This window comes from Staphylococcus sp. GDX8P114P-2, from assembly GCF_017892945.1.
GTDB lineage: Bacteria > Bacillota > Bacilli > Staphylococcales > Staphylococcaceae > Staphylococcus > Staphylococcus arlettae.
This window is the reverse complement of the sequence record NZ_JAESMB010000002.1, coordinates 38,177-56,262: the sequence shown is the minus strand read 5'-3', so window position 1 is coordinate 56,262 and position 18,086 is coordinate 38,177. Positions and strand designations below refer to the sequence as shown.

General features: G+C 34.1%; 21 protein-coding genes. 18 read left to right on the top strand and 3 right to left on the bottom strand.

Annotated elements, in window-relative coordinates:
- Positions 1 to 235: 235 nt before the first annotated feature.
- On the top strand, positions 236 to 787 hold the full coding sequence (locus tag KA845_RS00920) for a biotin transporter BioY (protein ID WP_210127742.1): 552 nt from the start codon (positions 236 to 238) through the stop codon (positions 785 to 787).
- Positions 788 to 812: 25 nt separating this feature from the next.
- Positions 813 to 1,565, top strand: coding sequence for a GNAT family N-acetyltransferase (locus KA845_RS00915; RefSeq protein WP_210127741.1), 753 nt, complete (start codon positions 813 to 815; stop codon positions 1,563 to 1,565).
- Between the two features lie 34 nt (positions 1,566 to 1,599).
- Here the strand turns inward: KA845_RS00915 and fdhD are convergent, their stop codons facing one another.
- Positions 1,600 to 2,400, bottom strand: a complete 801-nt coding sequence (gene fdhD / locus KA845_RS00910) for a formate dehydrogenase accessory sulfurtransferase FdhD (RefSeq protein ID WP_103388508.1) — start codon at positions 2,398 to 2,400, stop codon at positions 1,600 to 1,602.
- Positions 2,401 to 2,553: 153 nt separating this feature from the next.
- Here fdhD and KA845_RS00905 point away from each other — a divergent pair, with 153 nt between their 5' ends.
- The 9 genes from KA845_RS00905 to KA845_RS00865 all read left to right on the top strand — a co-directional run bounded on the left by KA845_RS00905 (position 2,554) and on the right by KA845_RS00865 (position 11,347).
- A complete protein-coding gene (locus KA845_RS00905; RefSeq protein WP_210127740.1) occupies positions 2,554 to 3,555 on the top strand; it encodes a LacI family DNA-binding transcriptional regulator in 1,002 nt (333 codons plus the stop codon).
- An 85-nt stretch (positions 3,556 to 3,640) separates the two neighbouring features.
- Positions 3,641 to 4,813 carry a galactokinase gene (locus KA845_RS00900; protein ID WP_103388506.1) on the top strand — a complete coding sequence of 391 codons (1,173 nt, stop codon included), beginning with the start codon at positions 3,641 to 3,643 and terminating at the stop codon, positions 4,811 to 4,813.
- Between the two features lie 26 nt (positions 4,814 to 4,839).
- Complete coding sequence (gene galE / locus KA845_RS00895; protein ID WP_103388505.1) at positions 4,840 to 5,838, top strand: UDP-glucose 4-epimerase GalE; 999 nt, start codon at positions 4,840 to 4,842, stop codon at positions 5,836 to 5,838.
- Between the two features lies 1 nt (position 5,839).
- Entirely contained in the window at positions 5,840 to 7,330 is a 1,491-nt protein-coding gene (galT, locus tag KA845_RS00890) for a UDP-glucose--hexose-1-phosphate uridylyltransferase (protein WP_167867849.1), read from the top strand.
- 140 nt (positions 7,331 to 7,470) lie between these two features.
- Positions 7,471 to 8,244 carry a molybdate ABC transporter substrate-binding protein gene (gene modA / locus KA845_RS00885; protein ID WP_371861093.1) on the top strand — a complete coding sequence of 258 codons (774 nt, stop codon included), beginning with the start codon at positions 7,471 to 7,473 and terminating at the stop codon, positions 8,242 to 8,244.
- 18 nt (positions 8,245 to 8,262) lie between these two features.
- Entirely contained in the window at positions 8,263 to 8,934 is a 672-nt protein-coding gene (modB, locus tag KA845_RS00880) for a molybdate ABC transporter permease subunit (protein WP_103388502.1), read from the top strand.
- Positions 8,934 to 9,551 (top strand): ATP-binding cassette domain-containing protein, encoded by a 618-nt coding sequence (locus tag KA845_RS00875; protein WP_103388501.1) that lies wholly within the window; start codon positions 8,934 to 8,936, stop codon positions 9,549 to 9,551. The genes modB and KA845_RS00875 overlap by 1 nt, the downstream gene beginning before the upstream one ends.
- Positions 9,552 to 9,820: 269 nt before the next feature.
- Entirely contained in the window at positions 9,821 to 10,825 is a 1,005-nt protein-coding gene (locus tag KA845_RS00870; protein ID WP_103388500.1) for a ThiF family adenylyltransferase, read from the top strand.
- Between the two features lie 15 nt (positions 10,826 to 10,840).
- Positions 10,841 to 11,347: a MogA/MoaB family molybdenum cofactor biosynthesis protein gene (locus KA845_RS00865; RefSeq protein ID WP_021458961.1), complete on the top strand. Its 507-nt coding sequence runs from the start codon at positions 10,841 to 10,843 to the stop codon at positions 11,345 to 11,347.
- Between the two features lie 40 nt (positions 11,348 to 11,387).
- Here the strand turns inward: KA845_RS00865 and moaC are convergent, their stop codons facing one another.
- Positions 11,388 to 11,891, bottom strand: coding sequence for a cyclic pyranopterin monophosphate synthase MoaC (moaC, locus tag KA845_RS00860; RefSeq protein WP_002509299.1), 504 nt, complete (start codon positions 11,889 to 11,891; stop codon positions 11,388 to 11,390).
- A gap of 60 nt (positions 11,892 to 11,951) precedes the next feature.
- On the opposite strand from moaC, the gene KA845_RS00855 reads away from it, so the two are divergent.
- From KA845_RS00855 to KA845_RS00825, 7 genes are all read left to right on the top strand, one after another.
- Positions 11,952 to 13,211 (top strand): molybdopterin molybdotransferase MoeA, encoded by a 1,260-nt coding sequence (locus KA845_RS00855; protein WP_103388498.1) that lies wholly within the window; start codon positions 11,952 to 11,954, stop codon positions 13,209 to 13,211.
- Positions 13,208 to 13,687 (top strand): molybdopterin-guanine dinucleotide biosynthesis protein B, encoded by a 480-nt coding sequence (gene mobB / locus KA845_RS00850; RefSeq protein WP_002509297.1) that lies wholly within the window; start codon positions 13,208 to 13,210, stop codon positions 13,685 to 13,687. Before KA845_RS00855 ends, mobB begins: the two co-directional genes overlap by 4 nt.
- Positions 13,684 to 14,130: a molybdenum cofactor biosynthesis protein MoaE gene (locus KA845_RS00845; protein ID WP_002509296.1), complete on the top strand. Its 447-nt coding sequence runs from the start codon at positions 13,684 to 13,686 to the stop codon at positions 14,128 to 14,130. Before mobB ends, KA845_RS00845 begins: the two co-directional genes overlap by 4 nt.
- A 2-nt stretch (positions 14,131 to 14,132) precedes the next feature.
- Entirely contained in the window at positions 14,133 to 14,366 is a 234-nt protein-coding gene (gene moaD / locus KA845_RS00840) for a molybdopterin converting factor subunit 1 (RefSeq protein ID WP_002509295.1), read from the top strand.
- Between the two features lie 7 nt (positions 14,367 to 14,373).
- Entirely contained in the window at positions 14,374 to 14,979 is a 606-nt protein-coding gene (gene mobA, locus KA845_RS00835) for a molybdenum cofactor guanylyltransferase MobA (protein WP_103388497.1), read from the top strand.
- Between the two features lie 13 nt (positions 14,980 to 14,992).
- Positions 14,993 to 16,015, top strand: coding sequence for a GTP 3',8-cyclase MoaA (moaA, locus tag KA845_RS00830; RefSeq protein ID WP_103388496.1), 1,023 nt, complete (start codon positions 14,993 to 14,995; stop codon positions 16,013 to 16,015).
- A gap of 415 nt (positions 16,016 to 16,430) precedes the next feature.
- The gene (locus tag KA845_RS00825) at positions 16,431 to 16,781 is read left to right on the top strand and encodes a SarA family transcriptional regulator (RefSeq protein WP_002509292.1); all 351 of its coding nucleotides are present in this window, start codon (positions 16,431 to 16,433) and stop codon (positions 16,779 to 16,781) included.
- Between the two features lie 99 nt (positions 16,782 to 16,880).
- Here KA845_RS00825 and KA845_RS00820 read toward each other — a convergent pair whose 3' ends face one another.
- The gene (locus KA845_RS00820; RefSeq protein ID WP_002509291.1) at positions 16,881 to 18,083 is read right to left on the bottom strand and encodes an MFS transporter; all 1,203 of its coding nucleotides are present in this window, start codon (positions 18,081 to 18,083) and stop codon (positions 16,881 to 16,883) included.
- Between the last annotated feature and the right edge of the window lie 3 nt (positions 18,084 to 18,086).

Genomic DNA, 18,086 nt, shown 5'->3' with positions numbered 1-18,086 from the left:
GGTTCACTGATGAAAGTAGAACGAGGGTGGGACATAAAGCCCCATGCTCAAAATAAGAGGACCAATCCTTAATATGGATTGGTCCTCTTTAAATTTGACATTTATTATTAGTTAAAGATTTTTATTTTCCGGACTTGTATTTTCATTTTTATAGAAGTAAAAAACATTTGTAAACTTTTTATTTTTTGTAGTTAACATTTATGGTATAATTTTGCTCATATAAGGAGGAATGAGTATGTCAACGAAATATCTTGTTTATACTGCACTCATGACTGCTATAATTGCAGTAATGGGGGCGATCCCATCAATTCCTTTACCATTTATGCCTGTTCCAATTGTTTTACAAAATATTGGAATCTTTTTAGCTGGTATTATATTAGGGCGTAAATACGGTACGATTAGTGTATTGATTTTATTATTATTAGTTGCTACAGGGTTACCGTTATTATCAGGCGGTAGAGGTGGTATAGGCGTATTTGTCGTACCATCTGCAGGTTTTTTATTTATGTATCCTGTCGTCACATTTTTAATAGGATTACTGCGTGATTTGTATTTTGACAAAATAAATTTTGTCGTACTGTTAATAATTACTTTAGTAGTAGGTGTTTTACTATTAGATATTGTGGGAACTATGATTATGGGTCTTATTACTAATATTCCGGTAACGAAATCATTAACTTTAGCATTAGTGTTTATGCCAGGAGATATTATTAAAGCTATTTTAGCTAGTCTATTAGGTAATATTTTATTAAATCATAGTAGATTTAAACAATTATTGAAACAATAGTATATTTGGCGGGGAGAGAACATAGATGAAGCATATTTCAATGAAGGATATTTATCAAGGTGGACTAGTTTATAGTACAGATATGATGAAAACAATTTATTTAACACCGGAAGATAGTATCATTTTCGATGAAAATAAATGGATGTATCATCGCATGCCTTCATTACAACAATGGCTATCTGATATTGATACGCAATTACAAATGCATCATGTTCAAGGTTCGCATCATTTGTCGTTTACCTTTCCGGAAAATATAGATTTAAATGAACAGTTTAAAGCTGAAATAAAAAACAGAGGTTTTGAATTAGGTTGTTTAGAAATGTATGCGATTGATTCCAACCAAGTTCAATATGCTGAACACCCTGATATTACCGTGAAATTTGTATCTCATTCAGAAGTGGAAGACTATCTGAAAGTGTATCAAGTTTTTGCAGAACCTTTTGGCGATACATACGTACAACATAGTAGCCAAATGATTCGTAACACTCATGATTTGGACCATGTAGATCGTGTTATTGCTTATTACAATAACAAACCAGTAGGTATTTTAGATTTGATTATCACTTCAAAATGTGTGGAAATTGACGGTTTTGGCGTCATCCCTGAATTTCAACGACGCGGCATTGGCACAATAATGCAAAGTTTTGTCGCAGATGTTGCTCAAAATAAAATAATAATCTTAGTTGCTGACGGTGAAGATACAGCCAAAGATATGTATGTTAAGCAGGGCTACAGCTATATTGGCTTTTGCCAGCAAGTGTTAAAAGAAGATGTATAATAAATATAAAAGCTATTGAATCTAATGTGATTACTTAATTAGATTCAATAGCTTTTATACGTTCTGGATGACTATAAATATTAAAATTACCATCTCTTATAAACCCAACAGCTGTAATATTTAAATCTTTCGCAAGTTGTACAGCTAATGTAGTTGGAGCAGATTTTGATAATATCACCCCTACACCTATTTTAGTTGCTTTAATTAATATTTCTGATGAAATACGGCCACTAAAAATAAGTACTTTATCTCGAATAGATATATGGTTATAAATACAGTAGCCATAAAGTTTATCAAGTGCATTATGACGCCCGATATCTTGTCTATGTTCAAAGAAGTTGTCACCATCGCTAATAGCAGCATTGTGCAAGCCGCCTGTTTGTTTAAATACAGTGCTGGCGTTTTGTAAACCTTTCATCATTTCTAATACTTGGTGTGGAGAGATTGTAATATTGGACATGGAAGTTTTGGCGATGGCTGCATCATTCTTGAAATAAAATTCTCTACTTTTACCACAACATGAAGCAATCATTCGTTTAGTAGAATACTCGACGCGCTCACCTAAGTCTTTGGTAAGTTCAACGTGTGCAAACCCCTTACTATCGTCAATTTGTATTGATTTTAATTCATCTCTTTTTAGAATAACACCTTCAGATGCGAGAAATCCTACCACGAGCTCTGTTAAATTGTTAGGACTGCAAATAACAGTTGCAAACTCTTGACCATTAACCATAATTGTCAGCGGAAATTCAGTAACATAATGATCATGTGATTCTACTAACTCACCATTTTCATAGCGCACTATAGGTTGATTGTTTAACACATCTTTCGACATAGCTTTCACTCCTTATCCACCAATTATTTCTAGTTTAGCGTATCTAAAGTCTACTTTCAAAACAATAACCTTAGAAAAAAATAGTAATGAACTATTATTGCAAGACATCGAGTAAATAGGTAAACTTATAGTAAACAAAGCGAGGTGTTTAAATTGGCAAGTATAAGAGATATTGCACGTGAAGCTGGTGTAAGTCCAGGTACAGTATCACGTGTTTTAAATGATGATAAAACTTTATCAGTGTCACCGAAGACACGTAATAGAATTTTAACGATTACTGAGCAATTAAAATATCATAAAGTAGAAAGAAAAAATAAACGGATACAAATAATTACATACGCTTCAAAGGAACGAGAAATGACAGACCCATACTATCGTGAAATCCGTTTGGCTATTGAAAAAGAAATAAAACGATTGAATCTTTCATTGAAACGAACATTACGAATTGATGGGACGAATAAATTAGAGAACATTTCACAAATCGAGAAAGCTGGAGCAATCATTGTTATCGGCAAGTTTTCGAGTGATACATTACAGACCTTGCATGGTTATAATAATAATATGGTAGTTATTAATAATCCAGAAACCCCTAAAAATATAGATGCCGTTTATAGTGATTTAGGGGATGCAATGTATCAATTATTAGAAAAAGTCAAAGCACAAAATGTGACGCAAGTAACTTATGTAGGTGGTGTTAAAACAACCCGTGATTTAACTGGGACACCTACATTTTGTAATAATGATCCAAGATATATGAGTTATCAACAGTGGTGTAGGCACCATGATATAACTGAAGATGCGTATATAGTTGGTTGGGATAAAGAACATGGTCAACAAGTAATAAAAGACTTAGTAAAACAATACAACTTACCAGAAGTATTAATTGCGGGTAATGATATGTTAGCAATAGGTATGATGCAACAATTATTTGCTGAAAAAATTTCGGTACCTGAGCAAGTTCAACTTATTAGTTTCAACGATTTAGATATTTTGCAATATGTTAGTCCTAGTGTTAGTAGTGTACATATTGCTATTGATGAATTCGGTAGAAGTGCAGTGAAGATGGCTGAAGAACGTATTCATAATATACGTAGTGTAGCGCATCATATTGTAGTAGAAGCGCAATTAATTGAGCGGGAAACGTTTCATGCTTAAAAGTCATTTAATTGACAAAGTGTAGAGTAAACAAGTAAACTTTATTTATGTTTACTAAGTAGCTATATATAAAGGGGTGTGAAAGATGTTACAACAATTAAACTCTGATTTTGAGACACAATTCCAAACGCAGCCAACAGTTAATGCATTTGCGCCAGGGCGAATTAATTTAATTGGCGAACATACTGATTATAATGGTGGTTATGTTTTTCCTGCTGCTATTGAATTAGGAACATATGGGATGGCGTCGTTACGCACAGATCAAACTATACAATTATATTCAAAGAATTTTCCAGAACAAGGTATTGTTAAAGTTAATTTGAATCAGTTAGATTTTGATGCATCACATGATTGGGCGAATTATCCCAAAGGAGTTATTAAATATTTAAAAGAACAATATCCAGAGATTAATCGTGGTTTTAATTTGATTTTTGAAGGCACTATTCCTAATGGTGCGAGCTTATCATCATCTGCATCAATCGAATTAGTGACAGGTTGGATGATTAATGCATTATTTGAACTCGAACTAGATAAATTGGCACTTATTAAGATAGGACAACAAGTTGAAAATAACTACATGGGTGTAAATTCCGGTATCATGGATCAATTTATTATTGGTTTAGGTAAAGAAGAGCATGCTATTTTGTTAGATACGGCAACTTTAGACTATACATACGTACCGGCAAGGTTTGGGGATTATGTAATATCCATTATGAATACGAATAAACGTCGGTCTTTAACGGAATCTAAATATAACGAACGTCGGGCGCAATGTGAGGAAGCACTGTCTGATTTGCAGCAACAGTTAAATATTACCCAACTATGTGATATTGATTTGAAGACCTTTGACCAATATAGTCATTTAATTAACGATGATATTAATATTAAAAGAGCACGCCATGCTATAGCTGAAAATGAGCGAACGAAATTAGCACATGCAGCTTTAACAGAAAATGACTTACATCGTTTTGGACAATTGTTAAACGCATCACATCAATCATTGAAAAGTGATTATGAAGTTACTGGTATAGAATTAGATACTTTAGCCGAAACTGCACAGCAAGTAGATGGTGTACTTGGAGCACGAATGACAGGGGCTGGTTTTGCAGGGTGTGCAATTGCTTTAGTGCATAAAGATAGCATTAAGCAATTAGAGCAAGAAGTATCTACCATATATCAAGAAAAAATTGGCTATGCGCCAGCTTTTTATCATGTTCGAATTAGCGATGGTATGAAATTAATTACACATAACTCATAAGACGAATTAGGAGAAAGGATGTTTATATGTCTGTATTAGTATTAGGTGGCGCAGGTTATATTGGAAGCCATGCAGTCTATCAATTAATTGAACAAGGATATGATGTAGCTGTTGTAGATAATTTACAAACAGGACATCGTCAAGCCGTACATACGGCGGCGCGTTTTTATGAAGGAGATGTACGAGACAAAGAATTTCTCACTGAAGTTTTTACACATGAAGATGTAGAAGGGGTCTTTCATTTCTGTGCATACTCATTAGTAGGGGAATCAGTAGAGAAACCTTTGGCGTATTTCAATAATAATGTACAAGGATTACAAAGTGTATTAGAAGTAATGTATACATTTAATGTTAAACATATTGTGTTTTCTTCGACTGCTGCTGTCTACGGTGAACCTGACACTATTCCAATTAACGAAACAGATACTACTAATCCAACGAGTCCTTATGGTGAAAGTAAATTAGTGATGGAGAAAATGATGTGTTGGTGTCATGAAGCATATGGCGTTAATTTTGCAGCTTTACGTTATTTCAATGTAGCGGGTGCACATCCGGATGGAGTCATTGGTGAAGATCATAGACCTGAAACACATTTAATTCCAATTGTGTTGGAAGTGGCATTAGAACAACGAGAGCAATTAACAGTCTTTGGTGATGATTATAATACAGCTGATGGTTCATGCATTAGAGATTACCTGCACGTAGTCGATTTAATTGATGCACATATTTTAGCTTTTGATTATTTAAAAAATGGAGGCGCCTCTGGTGCATTTAATTTAGGTAGTAGCAATGGTTATTCAGTATTTGAAATCTTAGAAGCGGCTAGAGCAGTAACAGGCCACTCCATAAATGCGAGTGTAGGCAAGAGACGTGCTGGGGATCCTAGTGTATTAATTGCTGCAAGTGACAAAGCAAAGAATCAACTAGGATGGCAACCGCGCTTTGATGATATTAATGAAATCATTCGTCATGCATGGGAATGGCATCAACATCATCCTCATGGCTATGATAAAGAGGAGGTTTAACATGTTATTAAGCCAACAATTAGTTAAACGATTCATTGATGAAGCGGTACAACATGGAGATTATGAATATGAAGATGCTTACTACATTCAAAATCAATTATTGACTTATTTGAATGCAGAAGGTGTTACAACGACTGAAGAAGAAAGTAATTATGGACAGCTCGATGCTAATGAAATTACACAACTATGGATAACACAAGCCATCGACAATGAATTGCTAGAAGATAGTTTATATCGTAAAGAAATAACTGAAGCTAATATTTTAGATTTAATCACTCCGAAACCTTCACAAATAAATAAAATTTTTTGGGAAAAATATCAAAATGACCACAGTGCAGCGACGGATTATTTTTATGACATATCGAAACGTAACCATTATGTAAAAGAAGATGCAATTGCGAAAAATATTAATTATACGGTGCCAACTGAATATGGCGAACTAGAAATAACAATCAATTTATCAAAGCCAGAAAAAGATGCAAAACAAATCGCACGCGAGAAAGCTCAAAAAACTACTAACTATCCAAAATGTGCGTTATGTATGGAAAATGAAGGTTTTGAAGGTAGTGTGACTCAAGCAGCACGTCGCAATCATCGAATAATTAGATTGCAACTTGGTCAACATCGCTGGGGATTTCAATATTCACCGTACGCATACTTTAAAGAGCATAGTATAGTCTTGTCAGAACGTCATGAACCAATGAACATCAATAGAGAAACTTTTGTTAATTTATTAGATTTTATTGATCAATTTCCACATTATTTTATAGGTTCTAATGCGGATATTCCTATCGTTGGAGGATCTATTTTATCGCATAATCATTATCAAGCAGGTCGTTACACTTTTCCGATGGATTTAGCTGCACAACAAGAAGCTTTTGAGTTAACACCTTACCCAGCTGTTACAAGTTATACATTGCAATGGCCAATGAGTGTTATTAGATTAAAATCAAAGGATAAAGCTGAATTAATTGAAGCGGCTACATATGTGATGGAACAATGGAATAGCTATTCAGACATTCAAGCGGATATTAAAGCAGTAAGTGAAGATGGCCAACGTCATCACACAGTTACACCAATCGCACGTTATCGTGCACAGCAATATGAAGTGGACATCGTGTTGCGAGATAACCAGACCTCTGAGCAATATCCTGAAGGTATTTATCACCCACACCGAGATGTACAACATATTAAACAAGAGAATATAGGTTTAATTGAAGTTATGGGTACTGCTATTTTACCTGGTCGTCTAAAAAAAGAACTACAAGATGTAAAGCGTTATTTGCTAGGTGGTTATGCTATAGATATAGGATCACACAAAACATGGGCAGACCAAATGCTTAAGCAATATAATTTCACAAACTCTAACGTGGATAGCATTGTTGAACAAGAAGTTGGTAAAAAATTTACACGTGTATTAGAAGATGCAGGTGTATTTAAACAAACTGTTGAAGGAAAACAAGCCTTTCATAGATTTACATCAAAACTATAATAAACAACTAGAGATTTATGTACAACGCCTATTAACTTCAACGAAAGAGTGGTGTAGGAATCAAATTAAAAATTTGAATCCTACACCACTCTCTTTAATTTGAATATTAATACGGTTATAATTAATTTGTGGAAGGGGTAATATACATGAAAAGACTAATTACATTTTTACTAATTGGCATAATTATTTTAGCAGGTTGTGGCCAATCAACAGAGAAAAAGTCGAACAAAAGTTCAACACAAAAAGACACGCTAAATATTTCAGCAGCAGCTAGTTTAACTGACGTCACAAAAGAATTAGAACAAGCCTTTAACAAACAACATGACAAGGTAGCTATTAATTTTAATTACGGTGGTTCTGGGTCATTAAGACAACAAATTGAAAAGGGAGCACCTAGCGATGTTTTTATGTCAGCTAACATCAAAGATGTTAAAATATTAGCGGATAAAGACAAAGCGCATAATACATATAATTACGCTCAAAACGAACTGGTTTTAATTGGTAATAGTAAAACGGATAAACAAGATTTATCACAACTTAAAAACGATGAGAAAGTAGCCATTGGTGAGCCTAATTCTGTGCCAGCTGGAAAATATGCACAGCAATTTTTAAAAGACCAAAACTTATATGACAATGTGAAACCGCATCTAGTTTATGCTAAAGATGTACGTCAAGTTCTTAATTATGTAACTAAAGGTAACGCACAATTTGGTTATGTTTATCAAACCGATTTAGCACAGCATAAAAAGAATGGCCAAACCGATGTTAAAGAACTTGGAAAAGCAACTTTAAAAACACCAATTACGTATCAAGCTGCGACAGTGTCTAATAAAAAAGAAGCAAAAGCATGGATGAAATTTTTAAAAACCAAAGAAGCGAAAGAGATTTTAGAAAAGTATGACTTTAAAGTTTAACTATAGGAGGTAATTGAAGTGCCAGATATTACACCATTTTGGATTTCGCTAAAGGTTGCTATCACTAGTACTATAATTGTTACTATACTTGGTATTATCATGGCAAAATGGTTATATCAGCAAAAAGGTTGGTTTTCTAGAATAATGGAAAGTTTGATTATTTTACCAATCGTTTTACCTCCTACTGTGTTGGGATTTATTTTATTAATTATTTTTTCACCAAACAATTATATCGGTGGTTTTATAACTAATGTATTACATATACCTGTTATTTTTACGCTGACAGGCGCAGTTATTGCATCTGTTATTGTCAGTTTTCCATTAATGTATCAACATACAGTACAAGGGTTTCGTAGCATAGATAAAAAAATGTTGAATACCGCTAGAACTATGGGTGCTAGCGAAGGGAGAATTTTCTTTCGCCTCATTTTACCGTTAGCGAAAAGACCTATAATTTCCGGTATTATGATGAGCTTTGCTCGTGCAATTGGTGAATTTGGAGCGACGTTAATGGTTGCCGGATATATACCGAATAAAACCAATACGTTACCTTTAGAAATCTACTTTTTAGTAGAACAAGGCAAAGAAAATCAAGCATGGTTATGGGTACTTGTGCTTATTGCATTTGCAGTCTCAGTTATTGGAGCATTGAATTTAATGAATAGGTCACGTTATTTGGAGGGGGATTAATGTTACATATTGTTTTATCACATCAGTTACAATTAAACAAAATTCAAATTCAAATTAATGATGACGAACCTAAAATTTATGCTATACAAGGGCCATCAGGTATTGGTAAAACTACTATTCTTAACATTATTGCAGGACTAACTCAACCAGATTCAGCATTTATTAAAATCGGCAATAAAACTTTGACGGATACTAAAGTTGAACAGCAAGTGAAAATTCAAAAACGTAATATTGGCTATTTGTTTCAAGATTATCAATTATTTCCACATATGACGGTATTGCAAAATCTCACTTTTATGACTCCAATGTCACAACATATTACGCAGTTAATGCAGAAGTTAAATATTTCTGATTTAGTAAAACAATACCCCGCAACTTTATCTGGTGGTGAGGCGCAAAGGGTGGCATTAGCTAGAGCCCTGAGCACTAAACCTGACTTGATTTTATTGGATGAGCCGTTTTCTAGCCTTGATGACTTAACTAAAGAAAATAGTATGTCCATGGTAAGAACAATATTTGAATTATGGCAAATACCTATGATTTTTGTTACCCATTCAAATTTTGAAGCACAACAATTAGCAGATGAGATTATAACAATAGAAGGGGAAAAAGAGTAGCATATAAGGGTGTTACTCTTAGACTGTCGACAAGTATTGACTTTGTCGGCAGTTTTTTTGCACGCTTTCCGTGGACACTGTCTCATCTTGTAATCTTCGACGCGTGCTATTTCCACAGGAATCAGGTCAAAGCAATGCCAAAATTATGTTGCATAAATTAATTGTCAATTGAGATAAATATGAAATAAATCTATGATTTGTTTGAAACTATTGTTACAGGTGACTACAAGTTCTATAATGAAGTTAACGATAAAAAAAGGGGTATTAAGGTGACTAATGGACGTTATTCTAGGCAAATATTATTTCAAAACATAGGTCAGCAAGGTCAAACATTGATTGCTAAAGCACATATCTTAATTATAGGTATGGGTGCATTGGGTACACATGTAGCTGAAGGGCTAGTGCGCGCAGGTATAGGTGAAATAACTATTATAGATCGTGATTATATTGAGTATAGTAACTTGCAAAGACAAACATTATTTACTGAACAAGATGCGCTTGAAGCGCTACCTAAAGCAATAGCTGCCGAACAAGCATTAAAACAAATAAGCAGTGATGTCGATATTCACGCATATGTAGAACATGTGACACCTGCAACGTTAGAACAATATGGGCACAATATAACATTAATTATTGATGCTACAGATAATTTTGATACTAGACGTTTAATTAATGGTTTTGCATATAAGCAGCGTATTCCGTGGATATATGGTGGCGTAGTTCAAAGTACTTATGTTGAAGCTGTTTTTAGTCCCGGTAAGACACCGTGTTTTAATTGCTTGTTACCACAATTACCTGCCATTAATATGACGTGTGATACTGTAGGTGTGATTCAACCTGCAGTTACCATGACAACAAGTCTCCAAATTAAAGATGCACTCAAGTTAATCGTAGGTGCTGAAGTTGACACTAAATATACTTATGGGGACGTGTGGTCAGGAGAACATCATGCCTTTGGTTTTAGCAAAATGCATCGAGCAGATTGTGAGACATGTGGCGATCACCCACAATTTACCGAGTTAACACAAGCGAATAAACAATATGCAACGCTATGTGGAAGAGATACTGTACAGTTTGATAATCCAACTATTTCCCAGGAAATGTTGCATCAATTTTTAATAGCTAAAGCAATTCCATTTAAATCTAATAATTATATGATAATGTTTCAATATGAAGGACATCGTATTATAAGTTTTCAAAATGGTAGATTGCTCATTCATGGTATGACCAAGCCAGCACAAGCCGCCACTTTAGTGAATAAATTATTTGGTTAAAAGGGGGGGATAATAGTGCATACGAATGTGAAGTTGAATAGGCCAATTAATTGTGCCGTATTAACAGTTTCAGATACGAGAGATAAAACTACAGATAAGGGTGGGCAATTAATACAAGAATTACTTACTGAGATGTCGGATGAAGTAGTGATTCAGCAGTACGAAATTGTCAAAGATGATTTAGTGTCGATTCAGCAAGTAATTGAAACATGGAAAAGTTTAGCAATAGATGTGATTATTACCACTGGAGGTACGGGAATAGCTCCAAGAGATGTAACGATTGAAGCCGTGAAACCGATGTTGACCAAAGAAATAGAAGGCTTTGGTGAACTATTTAGATATTTAAGTTATACCGAGGATGTTGGTACCCGTGCGTTGTTGTCAAGAGCGTTGGGTGGAACGATGAATCAACAATTAATCTTTTGCCTACCCGGTTCTACAGGTGCAATCCGATTAGCCATAACCAAATTAATCCGTGTCGAATTGACACATTTAGTACATGAGATGACTAAAAAAAATTAAACGCATATCATTTCGTATATGCGTTTAATCGTATTCAATGCTATTCCAAGTCGTTGGTATTACCATTACGTTGATAGTCTCCGGACTTACCTCCAGATTTTGCTTCCAAATACGTGTTACCAATGATCATACCTTTATCTAGTGCTTTCGTCATATCATAAATAGTTAATGCAACTACAGATGCAGCGGTTAAAGCTTCCATTTCTACGCCAGTTTTACCGGTAGTAGAAACTGTTACTTCAATATTAAGTGTATATTCCGAATCAGTTGTATGCCAACGGTAATTAACATCGATACCTGTTAAAGGTAATGGGTGACACATAGGAATTATTGTAGCAGTATTTTTAGCAGCCATAATGCCTGCAATTTGAGCTGTATTAAGTACATTACCTTTGTGATTCGTATGCTCGATAATTTGCTGGTAAATATTAGCATTTACGGTAATACTTGAGTGTGCAGTTGCTGAACGTTTTGTAATATCTTTAGTGGAAACATCTACCATTTTAGCGTTACCTTGTTCATTTATATGTGTAAAATCAGACATAATTTACCTCCTCAACATGACATATTATAACATGAATTATATTTTGAAAGGAGCAATACAATGACTGTAGAAAAGAGAACGCCCATACCAGTTAAAGATGCAATTGAGCGTGTTGTAAAAGAAAGCTTTGTTATGCCTACTACTACAGTAGCATTAGATGAAAGTTTAGGTTACATTTTAGCGCAAGATATTATTGCAACTTATGACATCCCAAGATTTAATAAATCGCCATATGATGGATTTGCTATTAGAAGTGTTGACTCACAAAATGCGAGTGGAGAACATAGAAAAACATTTAGGGTGATTGATCATATCGGAGCAGGGTCGGTATCAGACAAAACATTAGCACAAGGTGAAGCTATAAGAATTATGACTGGTGCAGCTATTCCAGAAGGTGCAGATGCAGTCGTGATGTTAGAACAAACAATAGAAGATGACGACTCATTTTCTATTAGAAAACCTTTTGAACATCATGAAAATGTGTCATTACAAGGTGAAGAAACACAAGAAAATGATGTCGTTTTACAGCGAGGACAACATATTAATGCAGGTGCTATCGCAGTATTAGCTACATATGGCTATACTGAAGTTCCAGTTTATCGAAAACCAAGCGTAGCAATTATTGCTACTGGCAGTGAACTGTTAGATGTTGCTGACCCATTGGAACCTGGAAAAATAAGAAACTCTAATGGTCCAATGATTAATGCACTCATTACTAAACACAAGCTCACGAGTAAAGTGTATAAAATACAACATGATGATTTAGAGAGTAGTATTGCAGTGGTTAAACAAGCTACAGAAGAACATGATATTGTAATTACAACAGGTGGTGTTTCAGTTGGCGACTTCGACTACTTGCCTGCTATTTACGAGGCATTACAAGCAAACGTGTTGTTTAACAAAGTAGCGATGCGTCCCGGTAGTGTGACTACAGTTGCAGTAACAAAGGACACTTATTTATTTGGTCTATCCGGTAACCCATCAGCCTGCTTTACTGGTTTTGAATTATTTGTCAAACCAGCTGTATATGCCATGATGGGGGCAAATGCAATCTATCCTCAAATTGTACAAGCTACATTAATGGAAGCCTTTGCAAAGCCTAATCCTTTTAGTCGCTTTATCCGTGCCACAACAACGTTTAACGGCAAAGAAATGACCGTAGTACCTTCAGGCTTCAATAAATCAGGTGCCGTCATTGCTATTGCACATAGTAATGCGATGATTATGTTACCAGGCGGAACACGAGGGTATCAAAAAGGTTATACGGTTGATGTCATATTAACTGATTCTACAGCATTTGAAACGGAATTATTGTTATGATTTTGCAAATTGTAGGATATAAAAATTCAGGTAAGACGACATTAATGGAACATACAGTTGCGTTGTTGAAAGCACACAATTTGCGTGTTGTGACAATAAAAAATCACGGTCACATAGACGATGAAATCACTTTACAACATAGTAACGTGGATCATATGAAACATTTTAATGCCGGAGCTGATCAAGCTATTGTGCAAGGTAATTATGTTCAACAATCCGTTACACGCCAACCAAAGCAGAACCTTTCAACACTGATTGACTCATCTGTTACAATAGACTGTGATATTACATTGGTAGAAGGTTTTAAACATGAAGATTTTGATAAGGTTGTTATTTATCGAGATCAAGAAGCATTGACTGAACTATTAACGTTGACCAATGTTCAATATAGTTTAACATTGAATGATCAGGAAGCTTTAAACGATTATAATTTATGGTTACGGTCATTTATTACAGCTAAAGGGTTGATAACATGAAGCAGTTTGAAGTAATTGAGCAACCAATCGAACCAGAACAATATAGAGAATTTGTAGTCGATGCGCATAAAGGTGCTGTCGTAGTATTTACAGGACATGTCCGAGAGTGGACTAAAGGTGTGAAGACTCAATATCTAGAATACGAAGCATATATACCAATGGCAGAAAAAAAGTTAGCTCAAATAGGTGATGAAATTTCAAAAGAGTGGCCTGGTACGACTATAGCAATTGTACATAGAATTGGGCCATTGAATATTTCAGATATTGCAGTATTAATTAGTGTGGCTGCACCACATCGAAAAGCTGCATATCAAGCGAATGAGTACGCAATTGAGCGTATTAAAGAGATTGTACCTATTTGGAAAAAAGAAATTTGGGAAGACGGTGCACAATGGCAAGGTCATCAACGTGGTTATTATGATGATGCAGTTGAAAGGAGATAACTATGCAAATTCTGTATTTTGCCGAATTAAAAGAAATTTTGAAGAAAAATACTGAAATTATAGAAATAAATGATAGTATATCAGTTAAACAATTAAAAGAGACAATCAATGCTAAATATCCTGAAGTGTCAGAAAAAACGTATCAAATAGCTGTTAATGAAGAGTTCGTCCAAGACAATGATACGGTGAAAAATATGGATATTGTAGCATTGATTCCACCAGTTAGCGGAGGTTAATAGAGAAATGAAAGCAATTATCCTTGCCGGAGGCCAATCAGAACGTTTCGGCGATCAAAAAGCATTTGCACAAATACAAGGGCAATATTTTTATCAACGCATTATTGAAGTACTCAATGCTACTAATATGTTTAATCAAATTATTATTAGCACCAATGAACAATTAGAGAAAAAATTTGAACATTTAGATGTACTTGTCGACAATCCACTACATCGTGATAAAGGCCCTTTGGCAGGAATCTATACAGTTATGGGGCATTATAAAGAAGAAGAACTGTTTTTTGTAATTTCCGTAGACACACCTATGATAACGCAAAAAGCTATTAGTAACCTTTATCAATTTATGGTGGAACATTTAATTGAAGATCAATTAGATATAGCAGGTTTTATAGCAGATGAGCGACCGATACCAACAATTGCATTCTATAGTCCTAATACATTTAAAGTTATCGAGCGTGCTTTAAATTCCGGTGATTATAGTTTGAAAAATGTGTACACACGAGTGGCACATGATTGGTTAGATGTGAAAAAGATAAATGCACCTGACTATTGGTATAAAAATATTAACTACCAACAAGATTTAGCCTCTTTAGAGCAAACATTAAAGCAGTAAGGGGGGCTTTAAGATGAGCGAACAAATAACGGATAAATTAGGAAGACCAATTCGTGATTTGAGATTATCAGTAACTGATAGATGTAATTTTCGCTGTGACTACTGTATGCCAAAGGAAATATTTGGTGATGATTTTGTATTCTTACCGAAAGATGAATTGCTAACTTTTGATGAAATGACGCGAATAGCTAAGCTTTACACTGACTTAGGTGTGAAAAAGATACGTATAACTGGTGGCGAACCCTTATTACGCCGTGATTTATATAAATTTATTGAGCAGTTATCGCAAATTGAAGCGATAGAAGATATAGGCTTAACAACAAATGGATTGCTGTTAAAAAAACATGGTCAAAATTTATATAATGCGGGCTTACGTCGTATCAATGTCAGTTTAGATGCAATAGATGATGAGGTGTTCCAAGCGATTAACAATCGTAATATTAAAGCTTCAACCATCTTATCGCAAATTGACTATGCCATTGCAATTGGTTTTAAAGTTAAAGTTAATGTAGTTATTCAAAAGGGAGTCAATGATGATCAAATATTACCAATGATACAATATTTTAAAGACAAAAAAATCGAAATTCGGTTTATTGAGTTTATGGATGTTGGTAATGATAATGGTTGGGACTTTAGTAAGGTGGTTACAAAAGATGAGATGCTTAGCACAATCGAAGAAGCTTATGATATTACACCTGTTCCACCGAAATACTACGGAGAAGTAGCTAAATATTATCGTCATAATGATAACGGTGCACAGTTTGGATTGATCACAAGTGTATCACAATCTTTTTGTTCGACATGTACGCGTGCACGCTTGTCATCTGATGGCAAGTTTTATGGCTGTTTATTTAGTGCTGTTGATGGCTTTGATTTGAAAAACTTTATGCGAAATGGTGCCACAGATAGTGAGTTGAAAGCTAAGTTTAAAGCATTATGGGGTGTAAGAGACGATCGTTATTCTGATGAACGTACAGAACAAACTGTAGCTAACCGTAAACGCCAAAAAATTAATATGAACTATATAGGTGGTTAATATTACTTAACTTAAATTTGTAATAACTATCTATTATAATAATTAGCTATTCCCTTTAAAGTTTCGACTTTAAAGGGAATTTTTTATGCAAACAGATGAAATGCGTTTATTTTTTTCGCGGCAATTAAAGCTAAAGTTATTTTTATTAACGTACTACATTATTATCTTAGGTAATGTTCAAATAGTTGAATTTAAAAAATTACTATAATAAAAATTGTAACTTTATCAATGCTTAAGAAGTGAAATACATAATATTAATTTAAATAACATTGCAAAACACCTAGTTAAAACTAAAAACTAAAAATTATAGATTTAAAGATGGAACTGTTATATAATATTTTAAAAGCATATTACTATAAATAAAGCCATTTTAAATTTAAAAACAACTAGAAAATTACTGGAGGCTGGTCTTAATATGGAAAATAAAGTTCAACAATTTATCGCATCTGAAAAGGCTTTAAGTCAATTAAAGCACTGGCTTAAAACGACGCAAGGTTTATCAATGGAAGAATTCGTAGTATTATACAAAGTGTTTGAAGCAGAAAAAATTAGCGGCAAGGTATTGCGTGATACATTGCATTTTGAGATGTTATGGGATACAAGTAAAATTGATGTCATTATTCGTAAGATTTATAAAAAAGAACTTATTTCTAAAGTACGTTCAGAGTCAGATGAACGCCAAGTCTTTTATTATTTTGATGATAAACAATTAACATTGTTACAAGATATAACGTCAGCGATTGAAACGACACAATTAGTGAAATAACAATTTTATCTTGTTTAGTTAGAGTGTAATACCTACATAAAAAACAGATTATAAAAGCAGGTCAATGCGCATAGGCATTGACCTGCTTTTATTTTTATATTAGAGCTGACTGCGTTTGACTTTCCGTCCGTGAACAAAGAAATAGAGGAAGGTCGTAAATATGATCATAATAGCCATTATGCCATACAATTGACCATATGAAAGTGTAGATGTAATAAATCCTAATACATATGGTCCAAAACCAAGACCTAAATCTAAACCTATAAAATAAGTAGATGTGGCGATACCATATTTTGCAGGTGGTGATACTTTGATGGCAATTGCCTGCATACTCGATGATATATTACCGTAACCTGCTCCAAGTAATAACCCGGCAACTATAAGCATCCAACCAGTATCAGTTATACTTAAGACAAAGTAAGTTAGTATTAAGAATATAAATGCGGGATATACCACCACATTTTCATTTTTATCATCCATTAAGCGACCAGCTACTGGTCGTGTAATTAATGACGCAATAGCATAGAATATAAAGAAATAGCTTGATAACGTTACTAAATTAATCTCTTCAGCAAAAAATTGTAAGAACGTTAAAATTGAAGAGTAACTCAAGCCTGCAATCATCATAATAATAGCAACCGGTATAGCTTCTTTTGCTATATAATTATTAATGTCAAAGGCTTTTTTGGGAGTTGTTGATGGTGTTTTCGCAGGTTGTGTAATGTCAAATTGAATATTAATGAAGAAAGATATTAACAAACTAACGATGCCACACAATAAGCAAATAGTGAATAAGAAGCTAATAGGGAAAGCACCAATTAATAATAAACCAAAAAATGGCCCAATTGCGGCACCGATTACTAAACTTAATGAAAATAAACTGATACCTTCACTTTTACGTTCAGCTGGTGTTACATAAGCTGCAATAGTTCCTGTTGCTGTAGTTGTTACTCCGGTAGCAATACCATTAAGAATTCTAGTAATCATTAGAATAGTAATAGAACCTTCAATAAAATAAAATAATTGCGTTATAATTAACAAGATTAAACCAATTAATAAAATGCGTTTTGGTCCTATTTTATTAACATACTTCCCTGTAGCAAATCGACCAATTAATGAACCAATAATAAAAAGGCCAGAAACAAGTCCAGCCACGCTATCAGAAACATTGTAAGTTGATTTAGTATAACTAGCAATTATAACTATTAATAGATACATACATAAATAGACTAAAAAATTAGTTAGAAAATTAATATTAAAACTTTTTGTCCATATGGGCGATTTTAGTGTTGATTGAGCCACACA

Excerpts from the sequence above, each read along its gene's own strand:
- KA845_RS00920 (WP_210127742.1), top strand. The coding sequence starts at position 236 with ATGTCAACGAAATATCTTGTTTATACTGCACTCATGACTGCTATAATT.
- KA845_RS00915 (WP_210127741.1), top strand. The coding sequence starts at position 813 with ATGAAGCATATTTCAATGAAGGATATTTATCAAGGTGGACTAGTTTAT.
- fdhD (WP_103388508.1), bottom strand. The coding sequence starts at position 2,400 with ATGTCGAAAGATGTGTTAAACAATCAACCTATAGTGCGCTATGAAAAT.
- KA845_RS00900 (WP_103388506.1), top strand. The coding sequence starts at position 3,641 with ATGTTACAACAATTAAACTCTGATTTTGAGACACAATTCCAAACGCAG.
- galE (WP_103388505.1), top strand. The coding sequence starts at position 4,840 with ATGTCTGTATTAGTATTAGGTGGCGCAGGTTATATTGGAAGCCATGCA.
- galT (WP_167867849.1), top strand. The coding sequence starts at position 5,840 with ATGTTATTAAGCCAACAATTAGTTAAACGATTCATTGATGAAGCGGTA.
- KA845_RS00875 (WP_103388501.1), top strand. The coding sequence starts at position 8,934 with ATGTTACATATTGTTTTATCACATCAGTTACAATTAAACAAAATTCAA.
- moaC (WP_002509299.1), bottom strand. The coding sequence starts at position 11,891 with ATGTCTGATTTTACACATATAAATGAACAAGGTAACGCTAAAATGGTA.
- KA845_RS00855 (WP_103388498.1), top strand. The coding sequence starts at position 11,952 with ATGACTGTAGAAAAGAGAACGCCCATACCAGTTAAAGATGCAATTGAG.
- mobB (WP_002509297.1), top strand. The coding sequence starts at position 13,208 with ATGATTTTGCAAATTGTAGGATATAAAAATTCAGGTAAGACGACATTA.
- KA845_RS00845 (WP_002509296.1), top strand. The coding sequence starts at position 13,684 with ATGAAGCAGTTTGAAGTAATTGAGCAACCAATCGAACCAGAACAATAT.
- moaD (WP_002509295.1), top strand. The coding sequence starts at position 14,133 with ATGCAAATTCTGTATTTTGCCGAATTAAAAGAAATTTTGAAGAAAAAT.
- mobA (WP_103388497.1), top strand. The coding sequence starts at position 14,374 with ATGAAAGCAATTATCCTTGCCGGAGGCCAATCAGAACGTTTCGGCGAT.
- moaA (WP_103388496.1), top strand. The coding sequence starts at position 14,993 with ATGAGCGAACAAATAACGGATAAATTAGGAAGACCAATTCGTGATTTG.
- KA845_RS00825 (WP_002509292.1), top strand. The coding sequence starts at position 16,431 with ATGGAAAATAAAGTTCAACAATTTATCGCATCTGAAAAGGCTTTAAGT.